This is a genomic window from Chryseolinea sp. H1M3-3 (assembly GCF_029360725.1).
In the GTDB taxonomy this organism is placed as follows: Bacteria; Bacteroidota; Bacteroidia; order Cytophagales; family Cyclobacteriaceae; genus Chryseolinea.
In genome coordinates, this window is record NZ_JARKMY010000001.1 from 814,629 (window position 1) to 833,680 (window position 19,052).

16 protein-coding genes and 1 riboswitch are annotated in these 19,052 nt (G+C 41.2%); of the genes, 7 read left to right on the forward strand and 9 right to left on the reverse strand.

Annotated elements, in window-relative coordinates:
* The first annotated feature begins 29 nt into the window (after positions 1-29).
* Together P2W71_RS03515 and P2W71_RS03520 are read left to right on the forward strand one after the other, a co-directional pair.
* Positions 30-602 (forward strand): CAP domain-containing protein, encoded by a 573-nt coding sequence (locus P2W71_RS03515; protein WP_276367079.1) that lies wholly within the window; start codon positions 30-32, stop codon positions 600-602.
* A gap of 136 nt (positions 603-738) precedes the next feature.
* Entirely contained in the window at positions 739-990 is a 252-nt protein-coding gene (locus P2W71_RS03520; protein WP_276367082.1) for a hypothetical protein, read from the forward strand.
* Positions 991-996: 6 nt separating this feature from the next.
* On the opposite strand, the gene sucD is transcribed toward P2W71_RS03520, so the two are convergent.
* From sucD to P2W71_RS03540, 4 genes are all read right to left on the reverse strand, one after another.
* Complete coding sequence (gene sucD, locus P2W71_RS03525) at positions 997-1,875, reverse strand: succinate--CoA ligase subunit alpha (RefSeq protein ID WP_276367084.1); 879 nt, start codon at positions 1,873-1,875, stop codon at positions 997-999.
* Positions 1,876-1,991: 116 nt separating this feature from the next.
* Positions 1,992-2,891 carry a hypothetical protein gene (locus P2W71_RS03530; protein WP_276367087.1) on the reverse strand — a complete coding sequence of 300 codons (900 nt, stop codon included), beginning with the start codon at positions 2,889-2,891 and terminating at the stop codon, positions 1,992-1,994.
* A gap of 119 nt (positions 2,892-3,010) precedes the next feature.
* Positions 3,011-3,901 carry a hypothetical protein gene (locus P2W71_RS03535; RefSeq protein WP_276367090.1) on the reverse strand — a complete coding sequence of 297 codons (891 nt, stop codon included), beginning with the start codon at positions 3,899-3,901 and terminating at the stop codon, positions 3,011-3,013.
* A 32-nt stretch (positions 3,902-3,933) separates the two neighbouring features.
* Positions 3,934-5,253 carry a CHASE2 domain-containing protein gene (locus P2W71_RS03540; protein ID WP_276367093.1) on the reverse strand — a complete coding sequence of 440 codons (1,320 nt, stop codon included), beginning with the start codon at positions 5,251-5,253 and terminating at the stop codon, positions 3,934-3,936.
* Positions 5,254-5,309: 56 nt separating this feature from the next.
* Between P2W71_RS03540 and meaB the strand changes: the two genes are divergently transcribed.
* Positions 5,310-6,326: a methylmalonyl Co-A mutase-associated GTPase MeaB gene (meaB, locus tag P2W71_RS03545; RefSeq protein ID WP_276367095.1), complete on the forward strand. Its 1,017-nt coding sequence runs from the start codon at positions 5,310-5,312 to the stop codon at positions 6,324-6,326.
* A gap of 1 nt (position 6,327) precedes the next feature.
* Here meaB and P2W71_RS03550 read toward each other — a convergent pair whose 3' ends face one another.
* Entirely contained in the window at positions 6,328-8,457 is a 2,130-nt protein-coding gene (locus P2W71_RS03550; protein WP_276367098.1) for a TonB-dependent receptor, read from the reverse strand.
* A 92-nt stretch (positions 8,458-8,549) separates the two neighbouring features.
* A riboswitch (cobalamin riboswitch) is annotated at positions 8,550-8,768 on the reverse strand.
* 141 nt (positions 8,769-8,909) lie between these two features.
* On the opposite strand from P2W71_RS03550, the gene P2W71_RS03555 reads away from it, so the two are divergent.
* On the forward strand, positions 8,910-10,100 hold the full coding sequence (locus P2W71_RS03555) for an ABC transporter substrate-binding protein (RefSeq protein ID WP_276367101.1): 1,191 nt from the start codon (positions 8,910-8,912) through the stop codon (positions 10,098-10,100).
* Between the two features lie 390 nt (positions 10,101-10,490).
* Positions 10,491-12,605 (forward strand): WG repeat-containing protein, encoded by a 2,115-nt coding sequence (locus tag P2W71_RS03560; RefSeq protein WP_276367103.1) that lies wholly within the window; start codon positions 10,491-10,493, stop codon positions 12,603-12,605.
* A gap of 48 nt (positions 12,606-12,653) precedes the next feature.
* Here the strand turns inward: P2W71_RS03560 and floA are convergent, their stop codons facing one another.
* From floA to proS, 3 genes are all read right to left on the reverse strand, one after another.
* Complete coding sequence (gene floA, locus P2W71_RS03565) at positions 12,654-13,643, reverse strand: flotillin-like protein FloA (RefSeq protein ID WP_276367106.1); 990 nt, start codon at positions 13,641-13,643, stop codon at positions 12,654-12,656.
* A 17-nt stretch (positions 13,644-13,660) separates the two neighbouring features.
* The gene (locus tag P2W71_RS03570) at positions 13,661-14,131 is read right to left on the reverse strand and encodes an NfeD family protein (protein ID WP_276367109.1); all 471 of its coding nucleotides are present in this window, start codon (positions 14,129-14,131) and stop codon (positions 13,661-13,663) included.
* 87 nt (positions 14,132-14,218) lie between these two features.
* Positions 14,219-15,697 carry a proline--tRNA ligase gene (gene proS / locus P2W71_RS03575; protein ID WP_276367112.1) on the reverse strand — a complete coding sequence of 493 codons (1,479 nt, stop codon included), beginning with the start codon at positions 15,695-15,697 and terminating at the stop codon, positions 14,219-14,221.
* A 144-nt stretch (positions 15,698-15,841) separates the two neighbouring features.
* Here proS and P2W71_RS03580 point away from each other — a divergent pair, with 144 nt between their 5' ends.
* Together P2W71_RS03580 and P2W71_RS03585 are read left to right on the forward strand one after the other, a co-directional pair.
* Positions 15,842-16,960 (forward strand): hypothetical protein, encoded by a 1,119-nt coding sequence (locus P2W71_RS03580; protein ID WP_276367114.1) that lies wholly within the window; start codon positions 15,842-15,844, stop codon positions 16,958-16,960.
* Positions 16,961-16,987: 27 nt separating this feature from the next.
* A complete protein-coding gene (locus tag P2W71_RS03585) occupies positions 16,988-18,556 on the forward strand; it encodes a hypothetical protein (protein ID WP_276367116.1) in 1,569 nt (522 codons plus the stop codon).
* Here P2W71_RS03585 and P2W71_RS03590 read toward each other — a convergent pair.
* Positions 18,546-19,046 carry a shikimate kinase gene (locus P2W71_RS03590; protein WP_276367118.1) on the reverse strand — a complete coding sequence of 167 codons (501 nt, stop codon included), beginning with the start codon at positions 19,044-19,046 and terminating at the stop codon, positions 18,546-18,548. The genes P2W71_RS03585 and P2W71_RS03590 overlap by 11 nt on opposite strands.
* Between the last annotated feature and the right edge of the window lie 6 nt (positions 19,047-19,052).

A 19,052-nucleotide genomic window follows, 5' to 3' on the forward strand; every position in this document is an offset into this window, starting at 1 on the left:
TGATAATCGTTAATGGAGAAATACTACTTATGAGATCGTTTGCACCACTTTTACTGTTGATTTTACTAATGACTGGTTTCGATGAAAGAACTGTCGTTAACGAGGTTTGTCTCTCTCCGGAAGAAAAAAAGCTCTACAATCTGATTATGGAATATAGAAAGGGCAAAAAATTAGAATCCATACCCCTTTCATCCAAGCTGACGCTGGTAGCACAGACGCATGCCAGGGACTTATCAGAGCATTACGACTTTAATCCTAAAAATCGATGTAATCCGCACAGCTGGTCTGAAAAGGGGAAATGGACTTCGTGCTGCTATACCAATGATCACAAAGAAGCAACGTGCATGTGGACTAAACCCCAAGAAATTGCTGGTTATAGCGGAAATGGTTATGAAATTGCCTATTACAGTTCTCTGGGAGCAAATGCCAAAGAAGGCATTGATGGATGGAAAATTAGCCCGGGGCATAATCCGCTATTAATTAATAGCGGAACCTGGAGTAATGTTAAATGGAACGCAATCGGAATTGGTATCTACAAGGAATACGGCTTGGTGTGGTTCGGCGAGGTAAAGGATGAGACGGTTACCAAACAATGCGATTAGCCAGTATTAATTTAGCAAAACTGTTTCCCAATATTAGAACGGTTTAAATTTTAAGGCCGATTATCATCATGTTTTGGCGGTTTTTGAGTCTGGCTTAAAATTCGTCTCGTAGTAATCATACTAACAAAAGTGTGTTATGCTACTTAGGTTTTTCTTCAGCCGACTGTCCCTTGAGAAGCAAGTAAGCTACTTAAAGAGGAAGGGTATCGCTCTTGGCACCCGGTTGAAAGGAGGCCGGAAAATTTACATTTATATGCTGAGTGATCTTTTCATTGAAGTTCTTTACAAGAACGATAATGCAGATGAAACACCTGAAAAGTTAAGTATGTTACGCGGGCTAAACAGCCTGAATGAATACCTTGAGAAAGAGTTTAAAACAAGTTTTTAGGTGAACCTATTTGGACCTCAATACCTTTAGCATTGTTTCACCGATCTCCGCTGGAGAATCGACGACTGTTATTCCGCATTCTTCCATAATCTTCATCTTGGCTGCTGCAGTATCTTCAGCGCCTCCAATGATCGCCCCGGCATGTCCCATTCTTCTTCCCGCAGGTGCCGTTTGACCAGCAATGAATCCTACGACAGGCTTTTTATTTCCTTGCTCTTTAATCCATCGCGCGGCTACAGGCTCATAGTTTCCTCCGATTTCTCCTATCATTACAATTGCATCGGTTTCGGGATCATTCATTAAAAGCTCTACTGCTTCCTTCGTTGGTGTACCGATAATGGGATCCCCTCCAATACCAATTGCTGTAGATATTCCCAAGCCTGCTTTAACAATTTGGTCGGCCGCTTCATAGGTTAAGGTACCCGATTTCGAAACAATACCTATTCGTCCTTTTTTAAATACGAAACCTGGCATAATTCCTACTTTTGCTTCCCCAGGTGTTATTACTCCTGGACAATTTGGGCCAATGAGTTTCACCCCTTTGTTTTGCAGGTATTTCTTTGCCACCATCATATCCTTCACAGGTATCCCTTCCGTTATGGTAATGACCACCTTAATTCCGGCTTCAACCGCTTCCATAATGGCATCCGCAGCAAATGCCGGGGGAACAAATATAATTGACACATCAGCCCCTGTTTTTTCGACCGCTTCTTTAACTGTATTGAATACAGGACGACCTAAGTGTTCACTGCCTCCTTTGCCAGGAGTCACTCCTCCTACAACATTGGTTCCGTATTCGATCATTTGACCGGCATGAAAGGATCCTTCGGAGCCTGTAAACCCTTGTACAATTACCCGTGAATTTTTATTTACCAATACACTCATGGTCCTGATTTTTTTTGAGAAGCACAAAAATAGAACATTAATGCTTTTAGCCAAATCCATTAAAAAAGCGAAAGCTGCCTTAAGGGCAGCTTTCGGGTCCGTTGCTCAAACGTAGGCTATTTTTTGGGCGCCTTCTTCATGTTATAGCGAAGTAAGAAGTCATTGTACGCTTCCGCATACTGTGGAACATCGGCTGCCAATTTAATTGCTTCGATATACGCAGTGCCTGCATCTATCAGCAGGTTGTTTTGCTCATAAAACCCGGCAACCAATAATTTATTAAGAGCATTCGGTTCAGCAGTCGTATTTGAAATCTTACTCAATTCGTTCTTTATACGCTCGGTATCTGCCTTAGATAATTTCTTAAGGGTATATCTTTTTGAAATTTTATTTTTATCGGAAGCCGAAGACACTTCCACGATAATGTTGTCTTCATTCACAAAATTTTGATCGTTCAAGTCGATAGATATACTATTCTCTTTCGTTTCAATTTTGTCTAATTCATCATCAAACATGCTGTTAAATTTCACGACATAAGGGCCTTGAGCTTTTTCTGCATCCCATTGAATAATAACGTTATTGTTATAAACAACTGCATTCTCAGGTTTAGGGAGATAAACTTCTATATTATCGTCTCCTCTATCTACTGCCCCTGTTGCTGCCAATCGGTTTTTGGGGGATGTTGCTGAACTAAGAATAAAGTCAGTGTATTTGTTCAGCACACTTGAGCCGCCATTAACTTTTGCAGCCAACTCCATTACCTTATAATTTCCGGATTGTTTTAATTCCAACGCCTTACCACTCACGTGCACCAAACCTAAATATGAATTTTCAGAAACCTTAAGTTCATCCGCCGACTTCAAACTAGATCCAACCTTAAGCTGTTGCCAGTTATTTCCCGACTTCAATTCGTTTTTACCTTTATTGACAAGAACTTTGAATGCATAGTCCTGCGCATGCGAATATATCGTAACAAATAATAGAATTGCGAAGAAAGCCAATCTGTGTGGTTTCATTTTTCGAGAATTTAAAAGGGAAGGTTAATAGACAAAAATAGAATAATCTAAGCGATTTAATAACCCCTTTAAACGGTGAAAGCCGCATAGCGGCTTCACTTATTTCAAAAAAATTTTTACTATTTTTTTATACCGTGACGAATTAGAAAATCGTCATACGCCTCTTTGTAGGTAGTTACATCCGGAGCAAGTTTGATGGCCTCCTCGTAAGCTGAGATGGCATCGATAAAGAGATTGTTTTCCTCATAAAAGCCAGCGAGAATAAATTTATTCAAGGCTGTCTGTTCTCCAACTTCTCCGATGATTTCATTAAGCGATTTTTTCACATTCTCTTTCTCAGCGGGCGCCAGTCTTTTTATTAAATGCTGTTTTGAAACTTGTTTTGGATCACTCTTAGATTTTACTTCAATCAACAGTGCATTCTCCTTTGAAAACTTGGGATCAGCCAAGTCGATCTGATAACTTGTTTCCGGAGTTTCCATTTGTGCCAATTCATCATCAAACATATTTCGTATGGTGACAACGTACGGGCCTGGGACTTTACTACCTAACCAGCTTATTATTGCCACGTTATTATAGATACCCGAGTGCTGATTTTGAGGAAGCATTAATTGTATTGCAGCATTGTCACCGCGGTCAACAGCACCTGTCGCGCTCAGTCGGTTCTTTTTTGCTTCAGCGGAGTTACTGCTTAAAATGAAATCCGTGTATTTAGTCAAAACACTGGTGCCTGTCTTTATTTGAGTAGCAAGGTCCGACACTTTATAGTTTCCCGGTTGTTTTAGTTCAAGGGGTTTTCCCGTAGCATGCACCAGGCCCATATAAGAATTTGCACTTAGTTTTACTTCGTCGTCATTTTTCAGACTAGCTCCTGTTTTAATCGGCACCCAATCATTTCCAGATTTAACCTCGTTTGCTCCTTTATTAGCCAAGACTTTGAAAGCGTATTCTTGCGCACTGGCAATAGAAGTTAAAAATGCCATTAAAAAGGTCAATAAAGATGTCTTCATGATTTATTTAGAAATTCAGAAACCGTTGAAAATTATGATTCTTCCGTGTTTACGGGGGTTAATACAGCATCGTCATTAGGGGTAATCAAAAACCATCCCTTTATCTTGAAATAGATGTTTTTAATCACACTCATATAAACTTCATAAACATCACCTACCAGCGCCACCGCGGCCAACGTAAGGGTGACGTTTAATTTGAATGAATACCAATGAAATATCATCACCATTAAAATTGTGTACAGCAATAACTGAATAAGCTGCAACAGCTTGGTAATACCATCGTACCATAGAGGCAAGTGATTATTAATTAACGAAAATAATGCCACGTTCAATAAACATAAAACGATGGCCATCATTACCTCTTGCCATTGGGCCATTTGATTTACATAATCTTCATTCAAAATCATGGAAACAATATTGGCGTGCACCACAGCTCCAAACATATCTGGGTTGGCCTTTCCAGCTAACTTCTTATTCAATGGCGTATAGAACTTATCATCCCAGGAAGGATCACCGAGGTATTCTCCGAGGTACCCAAATATCACAATCTTATCTTTAATCATCTCGGGAACAAAGTTACCAGATGTCACATCCTCCACATCAAGTGTATAAAACATCTGAGGATAATTTGTGGTCCCATAGATATCGTAGACATTTCCACGATAGTTAATTACCTCGGTATAGTTGTTACGGCCCAGGAATTTAAGCGTTTTAATTGAATCGTATTCCATTGCCATCTCTACAGCAAAGGCATAGTTCGGTTTGCCATTAACATCAATTTTGGGATTAAATAGGCGGCAGGTTTTTACATCGTCCTGAAATTCCGCATCGGTATCCAGATTTGCGTAACCTTCGCGAATAGCGTGGTCACTGAAAACATCATCGGATCTTCGTAAAGAATCAAAAGTATCGGCAGGTAATAGCGAATCTCTTTGAAGTACCTTTGTAACCAACACAACATTTCCAGCCTCCTGAATGGCGTTACCTAATAGCAGATTCCCCATTACGTCCCGCAGTTTAGGACAGTTAACCGTATCCCTAAGTTCAGTCGGGCAACCAAAAAAGCTATCGATGCCGATTACCTTTGGTTTGTGCTGACTAATTATTTTAATTTCTTCGGCAATCTCAGCCCTTGATAAATTCCCGATGTTTACTACCACGATATTCTGATCGACTTCAGGATCTTCACGAAGTCTTGAAAAAACATAATCCGTTAATTCTACATCTGCGAGCGCTTCACCTATTGGGTCAAAGGCATTGAAAACATTCAATTGGGTCAAACCCACCAATCCCCACATCGCCAGGAACACAAATGCAGTTGCAAGAACGCAGTCAGTCCAAAAATTTCTCATATTGATTCACGATGTGTTAAGTAAATTTAGAAATTAAACCTAGCATTACCATTACCTTGAGACAATCTATAAAATCCCGGCCTCTTATTGATTCATTAGCAGCCAGCGTTTTGCAAGGTGACCGCATGGCACTTAGTCAGGCTATTACCATAATTGAAAGTAATCTAGAACAGGACAAGAAATTAAGCACAGAGCTTTTAGACAAAATCATACATGCAACAGGTAAATCCATACGTGTTGGCATTACGGGTGTCCCGGGCGTTGGGAAAAGTTCTTTTATTGAAGCGTTAGGAAGACATGTCACGGCATTTGGAAAAAGGCTGGCGGTTTTAACAGTGGATCCCAGCAGTCAGGTTACAAAGGGAAGCATCCTCGGCGACAAAACGCGGATGGAAGAACTTTCCAAAAATCCATTGGCGTACATACGACCAAGCGCGTCGGGAAACGCACTGGGCGGCGTGACGCAGACAACACACGATGTCGTGCTTCTTTGCGAGGCGGCAGGCTATGAAATAATTATTATTGAAACGGTAGGCGTTGGGCAATCTGAAATAAATGTTAAAAGTCTGGTCGACTTTTTTTTACTGCTTATGCTAGCGGGTGCCGGAGATGAATTGCAAGGAATAAAAAAAGGCATTACAGAAATTGCCGATGCCATCGTTATTACTAAAGCCGATGGCGGCAATATTTCGAGCGCTGACGCGGCAAAAGCTACCTACCAGCAAGCACTCCATCTGCAACGTGTTCCAAAATCGGGTTGGCTGCCACGGGTAATCACTACCTCGGCATACGCCGGCACCGGCATCGATGAAGTTTGGAGAATGATTTTAGCTTATAAAGAGTTAACAACAGCGAATGGATTTTTTGCCGATCACCGTCGATTACAAGAACTTGAATGGTTTGAAGATTATTTCAAACAACTTCTAGCGTTGGATCTTCAGCAGTCACCGATTGTTCAGTCAGAAAAAAAGAAATTGGAAGCCTTAATAACAGAACAAAAGCTCTCACCGAAACATGCGGCCGCAAATCTCCTGAAGATATATCATCGCGAAATTAAAAGTAGTGAAGACTAAATCACCACGTAAAATTAAGCTTTAAATAGCCGGAACGTCCCCTGGTTTGAAATCCGATTAGTTCTTGGTATTCTTCGTTCAAAACATTCTCGATTTTCATGCCGACTGAAAAGTGGTTGTTAATCCTCCAGTTGGCGCCAAGATCAAACAAATTATAATAAGCTACTTTGAATTGATTGAGCGCACCATAAGGCCCCAGATTCTCATCATAACCTGAATCAAAACGGGAGCTTGCGTATCGATACGTTGTACTAAATGTCCAGTTCTTCGTAGGCCTATAATTCAGTTGAACGTACGCTGTAAAACTTGGCCGCCTTACAAGTTTATCTATCTTCACTTCTTCCGTTACGAAAGATCCATAATTGAAAAGCTGCACATGGTGTCCACCCGTTACTGTATTATCGATATCATCCGGACGGATTGTGATGTTACCTTCAAGCCACGACATATTTGCATGAAGATTAAATTTATTGAAAACGAAGCTACCATCGATTTCAACGCCGTGAACTTCTTGCCGCGCAACATTAATGTAGACATCACCCAGATTATCCATATAAGATAGTTCATTGATACTTTTATTCTTATCCCACAAATAAATGTACTCTATTGCATCTGTTGTCTCAGATCGGTAAGCTGAAACCGTGATATAGCTACCACTTTTGAATTCTTTCTTTATACCAAATTCTAAAGAGACTGACTCTTCAGGATTAAGGTTTTTATTACCACGTGTAGTGTAAGCGTTAAAACCTTTGCTAGGATCAAAAAGCTGGTATAAAGAAGCAGGATTAAAACCCGTTGACAGCGATGCATATATCAATGTATTGCCAATGTAATAAGACGGATTTGCTTCAACTGTCCAATAATTACCAAAGAAGGTATGATTGCTTAAACGAGACCCAATTGAAAAATTGAAATTATTTAACCTTACATTAACCTGTCCAAAAAGATAATTGGTTTTCACAGAGGTGTCTAGTGTATCATAATTGACAATGGATTCATAGTCACCGAACTCGGAATGATTAAAATAATAAGTATTAAAATTCATATCTTCCCGGTACTGGCCGCCACCAATTACACCTTTGACTTTGCCATACTCATAATTAAGTTGGAGCTCCGTGGTTATAATTTTGCCGTTGTATTTCGCTTCGACAAAAGTTGCATCATAGTTACCGTTAAAATCATTGACCGACGAATCATTGACAGCGTGCCTTTCAGAATCGCTCCATGATCCCAATGCTGAAATTCGCCAGTTTTTAGTTAGCTGATAACCCAGTTGATAGTTAATTAAATTGCGATCGAAGGTTATCAAACTGTTATCGTCATCATTATAAATACCGTCGTCGATATCCGCATCCTGAGACACATGTTTGTAAGAAATAAATGCATCCCAAATTTTATTTTTGAACCCTCCCTTTACATACAAATCTGTTTTTTCAAAATCGTCTTTATCTCTAGTCGTATAAATACCTGGATTGTTTGTTGTATCGATAGAGGCATTGAGACCATTTACATTTTGATTGAACATAGCCCCGTTTAGATATACGCCGTTTTTTAAAGTATAATTCAGCCCCAGCGTTTCCGAGAATGCGGAAGAAGATTTTCCATATGTTCCTGCCTGTAAAGCGCCATGCCCGTGAAATCCTACAGCCTGATTTTTCTTGGTTATAATGTTGACAACGCCTCCTACAGCAGATCCTCCGTATAAAGTACTATGGGCACCACGGATTATCTCAATCCTTTCTATATCGGTCAAAGAAAGTTCGTTCACATCAATGGTAGCATTGGGAGAAGATGGATCTGTGATGCGGGCACCATCAATCATAATTGATACCTGGTTGCTATTGGCTCCCCGCATGAAAAGGCTTTGCGTTGAGCCCGGTGTTTGATTAGCCCCGACTACATAAATTCCGCTCTGGTTGGTTAGCAATTCGCCGACGGAGTTATACAAACTTTTTTCAATCATTTCCTGATTAATTACAGTTACACTTCTGGGTGTACCCATCACCGACTGGTCAGATCTTGCGGCAGTTGTGACAACTTCATCAAGCATGGTTGTTTTTAAAGAATCCTGCGCGCCCGCAGGGGAAAGAGAGATGATACCAAAAAGGAATAGTACGTAATGTTTTCTCATAGCATATTTTTTTAGTCGAACACTATGAGCTCTGGAAGAAATGAAGTAAATAGGAATGTCCTATCTATCATTGCCTTTCACCCGAAAGCTCTGAATTAAGTTTGAAGTATGGCAGGTCTCCTGGCTTTTCACTTTGTTGACGCCTTCCCATGGCGTAGCGCCGCAGTGGCATTTAGATAGTCAACAACAAGATTGTGAATTACAGTTGCGGGGACAGCTCCGGAATTAATTTACTTAATTATCACCGGCATTCCCTTTTAATCTACTGCTGTTTGATAACCTTCAGTAGAACCACAAATTCGAAACAAACATAAGCCACTCCGTTGCATTAACCAAACCCCTTCGATGAATTAATTCGGTTACAACCTTCCGCTTAAAATGATTCTTTCGAAATTCCTTGATAATTGAACGTGGTGTACTGAATATTGAACTTCACATAAAAACCTTTAGAGATGCCCAAGCCAGGGATTGCATGGTCGTTGTCCAACAAAGCACCGATGTTTATAATCCGATGTTTTTTCGTACTTCAGGTAACAGCAGCAACAATTGGTTGTGAAGGAAAAAAATCTTCGCCACGGTCTGCCGTCCTTATTTCTTCGAACACGAAACTTCAGTATGCGTCTGGCTTTACCGTAACCTATCAAAGTGACAGCACAAAGCTTGTCGAGGTAGTATATCCGTTTCAAGGAGCAACAACTGGGTACAAATATCTACTGGTACCGAAAGGCCGCCCTGTGCCCGCACATGCACCTGACGTACGCATCATTCCAATACCCCTGTCCTCTATCATTTGTACTTCAACAACACATATACCTTTACTCGACTATTTAGGTGAAACCGGGAAGTTGGTTGGCTTTCCTACTACAGACTATATCAGTTCGCCACAAGCACGAAAGCTGGTGGACGAAGGAAAAGTGCAAGACCTCGGCATTGACAAAGGGCTTAATCTCGAACGGATCGCCATGTTAAATCCGGATATGGTAATGGGCTATACCATGAGTAGTGACTATGGACAGTTTAAAAAAGTCGAAGAACTTAATGTACCCGTCGTATTGAACGCCGAGTATCTGGAGAAGCATCCGCTCGGCAGAGCAGAGTGGATAAAATTCATGGCACTATTCTTTAACAAAGAGAAAGCCGCCGATTCTATTTTCTCTATTATTGAAAAAGAATATCTCGACATTCAAGCTGTAGCTAAAACAGTGAATACCAAACCGTCGGTACTGAGCGGTATTGTATACGGTGATACATGGTTTTTACCGGGCGGCCAGAATTATGCGGCCGTGCTTTTAAATGACGCGGGATGTAATTATTTATGGAAGGAAACTTCATCAAATGGATTTCTGGAATTGAGTTTTGAATCCGTTTATGAAAAGGCACACGATGCCGATCTCTGGATTGGTGTTGGATCTTTTTCTTCCCTAAAAGAAATCGAAACAGCGGATCATCGCTACACACGCTTCCAGCCTTTTAAACAAAAAAAAGTTTATACCTCAAATATGAAAAAGGGATTAAAAGGCGGCAGTGAATTTCTTGAACTTGGATATTTAAGGCCTGATATCATTCTTAAAGATCTCGTTAAAATTGCTCACCCGGCTCTATTGCCTGAACATGAATTGTATTTCCATAAAAAACTGGAGTAACCCTATTAGCAAGACATCTCCTTTTCCACATTACACATACTTCTCGATAATAAATCTAATAGCTGACTGCCCAAGTTGTTTCTGACACAGCGAAAGATGAGTCGTTTTTATTTTTTGTTGCCGATAATCATACAAGATTCTTTATATGGTTTGTAAGATGACTTTGCCGCGGCGAATGTTCATTTAACATCCATAAGAAACTTTGTATCCCGCAAGGGAAAATCAGACATCCTTTTTCTTCGATGGGAAAGTATTTATCACTGCACTTTTATTGTGATGATATTGTTTTTAATGCACGTATCTTACATATCAACTTGAACTTCCATACCGACAATTTTTCTAAAAATTATTGGATTCCAATTTCTAACCTAACTTTGTTATAATTATATAATGAAGCGCGCGACATTTATTTTTTGCCTACTGCTGACTATTTTTTCTGTTGCCAAGGGGTATAGTGTTTTCGAGGCTAATGGAAAAGTTGGCTTAAAAAACGAGGCAGGAAAGGTTTTAATTCCAGCGAAGTATGAAGCACTTGGTTGGAGTGACGGCGAGTTTTCCGTAGTAAGCAATGCGATAGGTTACAAATCTCATAATAAGTGGGGCTTAATCAGTCTCGCGAATCAAATTATCACGAAAGCGGAGTTTGAAGACATTTCTCCCGCCGAGGCCTCGATGTTAATTGCCCGGAAAAAATCTCCAACGTCACTACAGATTGTTTGCGGCATCATTACCTCTTCGGGAAAAGAGGTAATTCCATTCCTTTACCATGACATCAAAGTATCATCGTTGCGTGCCATTGTTTTCACCCGGCAAGGAAATCAATACAAGTATGGGTTGGTGGATTTAGAAAATAGAATTCTTATACCTCAACAATTTAAGAATATTCGATCGATTGGGAGTCTCCGATACGCTGTTGAAAATTTTGAAAACAAATGGGCTCTCTATACAGAAGACGGAAAACAAATCTCAAGTTTCACGATCGATAGTATTTCAACTTTTCAAAAAAATTATGCAGTCGTCTATCAGGGGTTATACCAGGGGTTAATTGATCGGGAAGGTGTCATGAAGGTTGAGGCTAAATACAGGGAGATCAAAATCAATAATGATGGCACAATTTCCTACAGGCAGTCTCCAACATGGTTATTTCTGGACGGCCAAAACAATCTTAAACAAAAAGCACTTGCAGACTCCATCTCAGGCATCGCTAAGAATTTATTAAAATTTCGTAGTGCTGGTGTTATCCAACTCGCAGATTATACGCTCAATTTAAAAGCCGGTCCACGTATACACGAATTACAAAACTTCCGAAAGGGTAGAGCAATATTTTCCGTGGATGGAAAATATGGTGTCGTGACTGATGAAGGTAAAGTGGTTATTGAACCCAGGTATTCACATCTTCAACGCGACGCTATGTTTTATATCTCCAATATAAAACAGGGTAATAAGAATAACTGGGTGGTATTGGACTCCATTGGTAAACCGTTACATACCAAACCATATGACGCTATACATCCTTTCAATGGGGAATTCTTTCCAGTGACAAACAGGAACTTTTGGGGCGCCATTAATCCGTCAGGGAAAGAAATTCTTTCCTGCACATACGATTCCATCCTACAGCAATTCCAGGGAAACGTTGTTGTGAAATTCCATGGTCAGTATGGAGTTATCAACGAAAGAGAACATTGGCTTGTCGCCCCGCGTTCGAATAAATTACGGCTCATCAGTGAAGATAGATTTTTAGAATATGCTCAAAAGACAACTTATCTCAAATCGTTTGATAACAGTATCATTTATTTTACCGAGAACAGGCTACAGGTAAATGGAGACATTTTATTAGAGTACCTCCCGTCAGGAACGATTTGGGAAATTGGAATGAACGGCGTGATCACCAACCGCATCTTACTTCCAGACCTTGTCGAAAAAATTTATCCCGAGACAGAGGGTCTTCGGGGCATTAAAAAAAATGGGCAATATGGATTTATAGATTCACAAGGCAGATTGCGGATTGCAAACCGGTACGATGATATTCAACCTTTCAGTGAACAACTTGCGGCTATGAAAATCCGCGGCCGATGGGGATTTATTGGTCATGATGACCGGATTGCCATTCAACCTATTTATGATGAAGTATCCGATTTTAAACATGGACTTTCCATAGTGAAGCAGAAAGGTTTTTTTGGCGTAGTGGATAAGACTGGCAAGCAGGTGGTGTTACCAAGATATAACCGTGTTCAGGTTTTACCTAATAAAAACATCATTATTGAACAGGGCGGTTTGGTCGGACTTGCTGATGCTCAAGGCCGAATACTCATCAATACCAAGTATAATAAGATCGATGATCTTAACAACGGCTACATCATTGTTCAGCGCGATGGCAAGTATGGAGCCATTACATCTCAAGGCATCAGTACGATTCCGCTGATGTATGATTATCTTTCTTATGACCCCTCCAACAATATTTTTTTGGCGATGGTCAAATCAGAATGGATTGACGTGAAATTGTAAATGCGGTGTCGCAAAAATATTGCTCCTCCACACTATTAAATTCCCTCATTAATCTTTTTTAGGTGCACCTGGATTCCCTTTTCCTGATCCTGAAATTGCTTGTCTCATCTCTGTGTCGGACTGAACGTTTTGCATCCTGTAGTAATCCATTATTCCTAGATTACCTTTCTCAAATGCACTGGCAATTGCCTTAGGGATTTCAGCCTCAGCTTCAATTACTTTCGCCCGTGCTTCCTGAGCTTTGGCTTTCATTTCCTGATCAAGGGCAACAGCCATGGCACGTCTTTCTTCAGCACGCGCTTCGGCAACCTTTAAGTCCGCGGAAGCCTGGTCGATTTGTAATTTCGCACCAATGTTAGCTCCAACATCCACGTCAGCAATATCAATGGAAAGAATTTCAAATGCTGTTCCAGCGTCTAGCCCGCGCGATAAAACAAGTTTGGATATTTTATCAGGGCTCTCCAATACTTCCTTGTGCGACTTGGCAGAACCAATGGACGATACAATACCTTCACCTACCCGGGCAAGAATTGTATCTTCACCTGCACCCCCGACCAACTGCGCGATACTTGCGCGTACAGTTACCCTGGCGATAGCAATTAATTGAATACCATCTGAAGCAACACCCGCAACCTTTGGGGTGGTGATTACTTTAGGATTTACAGAAATCTGAACAGCCTGAAATACATCGCGTCCAGCCAGGTCGATAGCTGTTGCCTGTTTGAAACTAAGATTGATGTTTGCTTTGTCGGCAGAAATCAAGGCACGGATTACGTTAGGGACATTACCTCCCGCTAGATAGTGCGTTTCAAGATCGTTGGAAGAAATTTGTAAACCTGCTTTGGTAGCGGTGATCAATGAGTCGACAACTATTCTTGGGGGAACTTTACGAATCCGCATGAATACAAGATCAAACAACCCCACTTTAACTCCGGAAAATAATGCTGTGATCCAAAGATTGACAGGAACGAAATACAGAAAAATGAAAAACAGAATAATCCCGCCAAAGATCAGTACTAGCAACGATGCAGCTTCCATAAATTATTTATGATTAGTTAAGTTAAAGGATGAACGATTATTTGATTGGATTGAATGTGAATAATTTTTACACGGGTACCGCTGTCGACAAACGCTCCGGTAGTACGTACTTCGTAATTCTGATTTCCAAATTCTGCTGTCCCTACCGGTCTTAAAGCGGAACGTGTGATGCCTTCATCACCGATGTTTAATGTATTTAACATTCCTTCATTAACCTTACTCTCTATGGACGACTTATGAGAAAACCGGGCCCAGGCCCCTGAGCGAAAACTAAAGAACAGTGCCGCCAAAGTCATCACCGACGTTCCTATCAAAATATAAAGCCCTATGTTATTACCGAAATGCCGATAGCTGATTACAATTCCTACGACTGTAAAAATCAGCCCCAATAACCCAACCACGGTGGTACCAGGAATGAATACCAATTCAACTATAATAAGGCCTAGCCCGATGGCTAACAACGAAATGATGATAATCCACATTAACATGAATGAGCCCGAATAAAGGGACTACGAATGTGAGGATTATTTTATTAATATTCTACTTCGCCAAGGGATAGTAAAAATCAGAAGAATTTAGTATGCTCTGGCAAATAAAACCCGTTTATCAGATGGTTTTCCGGAATAGATACAAACTCCCCTCTCCTCTTTAGCGTCGAGTGGTATACATCTAATTGTGGCCTTTGTTTCCTCTTTAATGGCGGTCTCGGTTTCGATGGTGCCATCCCAATGCGCGGAAACAAAGCCTGTTTTTTCATCCAGAATGCGTTTAAACTCATCAAATGTATTTGCTTCCGTAATCATGCTATCCCTGAATTTCAGGGCCTTCTGAAACATATTGTTTTGGATATCGTCAAGAAGCTTTGGAATTTCAGCAGCAATAAATTCAAGTTTTTTGCTTTCCTTGGTTTTTGTATCCCGTCGTGCTACTTCCACCGTTCCATTTTCTAAGTCGCGTGGACCAATCGCCAGTCGCACAGGAACGCCTTTTAGTTCCCATTCGGCGAACTTAAAACCTGGTTTATGGGTGTCCCTATTATCAAATTTTACGGCGTAGCCTTGTTGCCTTAACGATTTTAAGATTGGATCTACCGCCGACGTAACTCTGGCTAACTCTTCATCAGTTCTAAAAATCGGCACAATAACGACATGTATAGGCGCTAATTTAGGTGGTATGATAAGTCCATCGTCATCTGAATGGGCCATGATCAAAGCACCCATTAAACGGGTGCTCACACCCCAGGAAGTGCCCCAAACATAGTCGAGCTTACCTTCCCTGCTTGCAAACTTTACATCAAATGCTTCGGCAAAATTTTGACCCAAAAAGTGTGATGTACCGGCTTGCAACGATTTTCCATCCTGCATCAGGGCCTCAATACAATAAGTTTCCACGGCTCCCGGAAATCGTTCACCGGCAGATTTTCTTCCCTTTACCACTGGAAGTGCCATAAACTTCTCAGCGAAGTCAGCATAGACATCCAGCATTTGTTCTGTTTCGCTGATTGCTTCCGCTTTAGTGGCATGCGCCGTGTGACCTTCCTGCCAAAGGAATTCTGAAGTGCGTAAGAAAAGTCTTGTCCGCATCTCCCACCTCACGACGTTCGCCCACTGGTTGATCAAAAGCGGCAAATCACGATATGATTGAATCCATTTCTTATAGGTATTCCAAATGATAGCCTCACTGGTAGGACGAACCACGAGTTCTTCTTCCAATTTTGCATCTGGATCTACGATCAGCTTACCTTTATTTTGGGGATCGGTCTTTAAACGATAATGTGTCACGATGGCACATTCTTTCGCAAAGCCCTCGGCATTTTTTTCTTCCGCTTCAAACATGCTCTTAGGTACAAACAAAGGGAAGTAAGCATTAACGTGCCCTGTATCTTTAAACATCTTATCTAAAGCTTGCTGCATCTTCTCCCAAATGCTATATCCATATGGTTTGATGACCATGCATCCGCGCACATCCGAGTGTTCCGCAAGATCTGCCTTCTTAACAAGTTCATTGTACCACAAAGAATAATCTTCACTTCGAGTAGGTATTTCTTTCCCCATTGCTTGGTATAATTATTGATCTTTTTTGAACCAAAGGGCAAATATAATTTTACTAGGAACAAATACTGCTTAATTTTTGTAGCTTTATAAAGACTTTTAAAGCGTTTTAACGTTTATAGATGAAGACAAAAAACATTTAGATATATGAAAAGTAAGGTGGCGTTTCTGGGTTTAGTTTCATTGCTATTTACTTTCGCTGCAACAGCTCAAGAGATAGAAAATGATGACATGTATTTTAATTCCAAAGACCGGGCGAAACTTAATGCAGCGAGGGCAAGCGATGTTTCCTACACGGCAAGCATAAAGAAAAATAAAAAAGAAAAAGAGATTGAAGCGGAGCCCGTCAATCCTACGGATAGCTACTCAGCGCGTAATGTTAATCCTGAGTATCAGGCTCGCACCAACGCGGAAACCGCGCAAGCAGATAATGAAGACTACTTCGTAAATAATTATCATTACAACAACGCAAGCAACTTTAACAACTGGAATAATAATTTCAACAGGTGGTACAGCAATCCATGGTACGGTGGCAACTACTATGACCCTTTTATAAACTCATGGAACACTCCATACTATGGTAGTTATTACGATTCATGGGGAAACCCATGGCGCAATCCATATTACCGTTCCGGATGGTCAAGTTCATTTAGCTATCATTGGGGTAGTTCATGGGATTACGGCTGGGGTATGAATTTTGGATACGGTAACTACGGGTATGTGAACCCTTATTATAATGCCTGGGCCTGGAATCCTTATTATGGCGGCTATTCCCCCTGGAGTTCTTATTCTTATTATGGATATCCTAGTCACGTGATTATCGTTGAGCCGGGACATAGAAACGGTCCGGTTTATGGTAAACGAGGCTCAAGAAGTGGTGAACGAAGTAGAACCGCCGGTAACGGAAATAACCGGTCTTATAACAGAGGATTGGTAGAGTCGAATGACGGCGGAAGAACGACGACGGGCGGCCGCATGAGTACCAATACATCAAGAACGCAATCCGATTACTATAACCGCAGTTGGAGGACACAGTCGAATACTAACTCATCTTATAACAATGAGAATTCGGGCTATAGCAATCCAAACTCTGGAAATACCAACAGGTCGTCATGGGAAAGCAATACCCGCAGTTCTTGGTCTAACGGGGATTCTAACACGAGAAGTTCGGGATCCAGCGGTCGAAGTAGCACAGGTGGCGGCTCTTCCTCCGGTAGTTCAGGTGGATCAAGCTCCGGTTCAAGATCTTCTGGACGCGGTCACTAATTAACTTAAACTTTCAAACACCTACAAATGAAGAAATTACTCTTCATAGTTACCCTTATGTCCTTAGGATCCGCAGGATTTGCACAGGATTTTATAGATAATGCGCTATTGTTCAGTAGATCCCGGCCCAGTGGAAGTGCACGAATCCAGGCGTTGGGGGGTACTCAAGTTTCTCTAGGAGGCGATTATAGCTCAGCACAGTCCAATCCTGCGGGTTTGGGTATGTTCAATCGATCGGAGTTTACCCTCAGTCCTGGATTGACCATAAATGACATCTCCTCCAATTACCTTGGTCAAACCACTGATGCTTCCAAATCCATGTTCAATATTCCAGGGTTAAGTTTGGTGTACCATCATGATACTGGAAAGGAGAGTGGTTTTTTAGGCGGAAGTTTTGGTCTTTCATTGACACGAACTAACGATTTGAATAGAAAATTTAGCTACACTGGTTCCAATAGCGAAAATTCCATTATTGATTACTTTATCGATGATGCATTTGGTATTAATCCTCAATCCATGCTGTGGCAACAAGGTCAGGATCCAGGGGATAATTTTTACTCTTTGACAGGATTGGCCTATAATAATTATCTGATAGAAGATTATATCGATGATGGCGGCAATTATGCTTATCGATCAGTATTGAGTCCGTTGCCAGCTGAACCTGGGTTTCCTGCCGAAATCAGAACGGTTGACCAAGAGGAAATAAGTGAGTCAAAGGGTTCCCAATATCAATGGTCGATCTCTTATGGAGCCAATATCAGCGACAAACTTTTTGTAGGTGCAGGCATCGGAATCACTTCCATCAGATACAAAATCACACAAATATATCGTGAGTCTAACTTCCGCTATAGCGTCGATACGAATTACGATCCCGTGAATAATTTTCAAATGAATGAGAACTACGACATCAGCGGCTCGGGAGTAAACTTCACACTCGGAGCAATTTTCCGCCCGCTGGACTTCTTGCAAGTGGGTGCCTCACTCGTTACGCCGACTTTCAATCGGATCACCGATACATATACTGCCCGGATGGCCAGCGAATGGAATTATTATGGGGATCCGGACGAGCCGAGTTTCCCATCCCAGCCTTCCGTTTCAGAGCACTTTGAGGACATGCCAGTAATCTCTGAATATAATTTAACGACGCCCATGCGTATTACCACAGGAGCTGCTTTTCTTTCAAAATTTGGTTTCCTTTCTGCGGATGTTGAGTTCGTAAACTATACAAAGGCCAAATACAATTCAGACATCGAGGCTGATTTCAAACCCGAAAATCAAGGGATTAAAGCAGAATATCAATCGGTGGTTAACTATAGACTTGGCGCTGAATACCGATACAAAATTTTCAGAGCAAGAGCTGGTTATAATTACATGGCAGATCCTTATCGTCAGTCCGACGGCATTGATCGAAGTATTCAATCGGTCAGTGGGGGATTAGGCGTTCGTGTGAAAAATTTCTTTGTAGATCTTGGAGCGGTTTTCAGTTCTACCGAAGGCAGAAGGGCACCATATTTTACATCCATTGGCTTAACTCCTGCTGCCATTCAAGAACTTAAGTATGCTAATTATATGCTGACCTTTGGATTTACCTTTTAAGATGGATTGCGTCTACCAATTTATCTAACGTCGCGTTTTCAATGGTAATGTGAGCTTTTTTATAGATTGGCAGTCTTGCTATTCTTAGAGAATGTAGTTTCATTTTCTTTGCTGACTCATCGCCGGAATTCAACAGTGGCCGGTCGATGGCATTGGCCAACCGCGACTGAAGTTCGTCCACCGGTACATCTAGAAAAATACTTATTCCAGATTGATTGATAATATTGATTCCGTCATAAAAGCAAGGAGCACCTCCACCTGTGCCCATTACAAAATCTTGTGGGGCGCTGGCCCATTCCCGCAATATCGTCGCCTCCAGCTGTCGGAAATAATCTTCCCCGTTTTGTGAAAAAATTTCCTGAACAGATTTATTCTCCTTTTTTTCAATTTCCCAATCCATATCTACAAAGGGCACATCAAGCTTTTCTGCCAACTGTTTCCCTAGCGTAGTTTTACCTGAACCGGACAATCCGATTAAATATATCTTCATAATAAC

What these genes read in the sequence shown, in the direction of transcription:
- P2W71_RS03515 (WP_276367079.1), top strand. Translation starts at nt 30, where the DNA reads ATGAGATCGTTTGCACCACTTTTACTGTTGATTTTACTAATGACTGGT.
- P2W71_RS03520 (WP_276367082.1), top strand. Translation starts at nt 739, where the DNA reads ATGCTACTTAGGTTTTTCTTCAGCCGACTGTCCCTTGAGAAGCAAGTA.
- sucD (WP_276367084.1), bottom strand. Translation starts at nt 1,875, where the DNA reads ATGAGTGTATTGGTAAATAAAAATTCACGGGTAATTGTACAAGGGTTT.
- P2W71_RS03530 (WP_276367087.1), bottom strand. Translation starts at nt 2,891, where the DNA reads ATGAAACCACACAGATTGGCTTTCTTCGCAATTCTATTATTTGTTACG.
- P2W71_RS03535 (WP_276367090.1), bottom strand. Translation starts at nt 3,901, where the DNA reads ATGAAGACATCTTTATTGACCTTTTTAATGGCATTTTTAACTTCTATT.
- P2W71_RS03540 (WP_276367093.1), bottom strand. Translation starts at nt 5,253, where the DNA reads ATGAGAAATTTTTGGACTGACTGCGTTCTTGCAACTGCATTTGTGTTC.
- P2W71_RS03550 (WP_276367098.1), bottom strand. Translation starts at nt 8,457, where the DNA reads ATGAGAAAACATTACGTACTATTCCTTTTTGGTATCATCTCTCTTTCC.
- P2W71_RS03555 (WP_276367101.1), top strand. Translation starts at nt 8,910, where the DNA reads ATGCCCAAGCCAGGGATTGCATGGTCGTTGTCCAACAAAGCACCGATG.
- P2W71_RS03560 (WP_276367103.1), top strand. Translation starts at nt 10,491, where the DNA reads ATGAAGCGCGCGACATTTATTTTTTGCCTACTGCTGACTATTTTTTCT.
- floA (WP_276367106.1), bottom strand. Translation starts at nt 13,643, where the DNA reads ATGGAAGCTGCATCGTTGCTAGTACTGATCTTTGGCGGGATTATTCTG.
- P2W71_RS03570 (WP_276367109.1), bottom strand. Translation starts at nt 14,131, where the DNA reads ATGTTAATGTGGATTATCATCATTTCGTTGTTAGCCATCGGGCTAGGC.
- proS (WP_276367112.1), bottom strand. Translation starts at nt 15,697, where the DNA reads ATGGGGAAAGAAATACCTACTCGAAGTGAAGATTATTCTTTGTGGTAC.
- P2W71_RS03580 (WP_276367114.1), top strand. Translation starts at nt 15,842, where the DNA reads ATGAAAAGTAAGGTGGCGTTTCTGGGTTTAGTTTCATTGCTATTTACT.
- P2W71_RS03585 (WP_276367116.1), top strand. Translation starts at nt 16,988, where the DNA reads ATGAAGAAATTACTCTTCATAGTTACCCTTATGTCCTTAGGATCCGCA.
- P2W71_RS03590 (WP_276367118.1), bottom strand. Translation starts at nt 19,046, where the DNA reads ATGAAGATATATTTAATCGGATTGTCCGGTTCAGGTAAAACTACGCTA.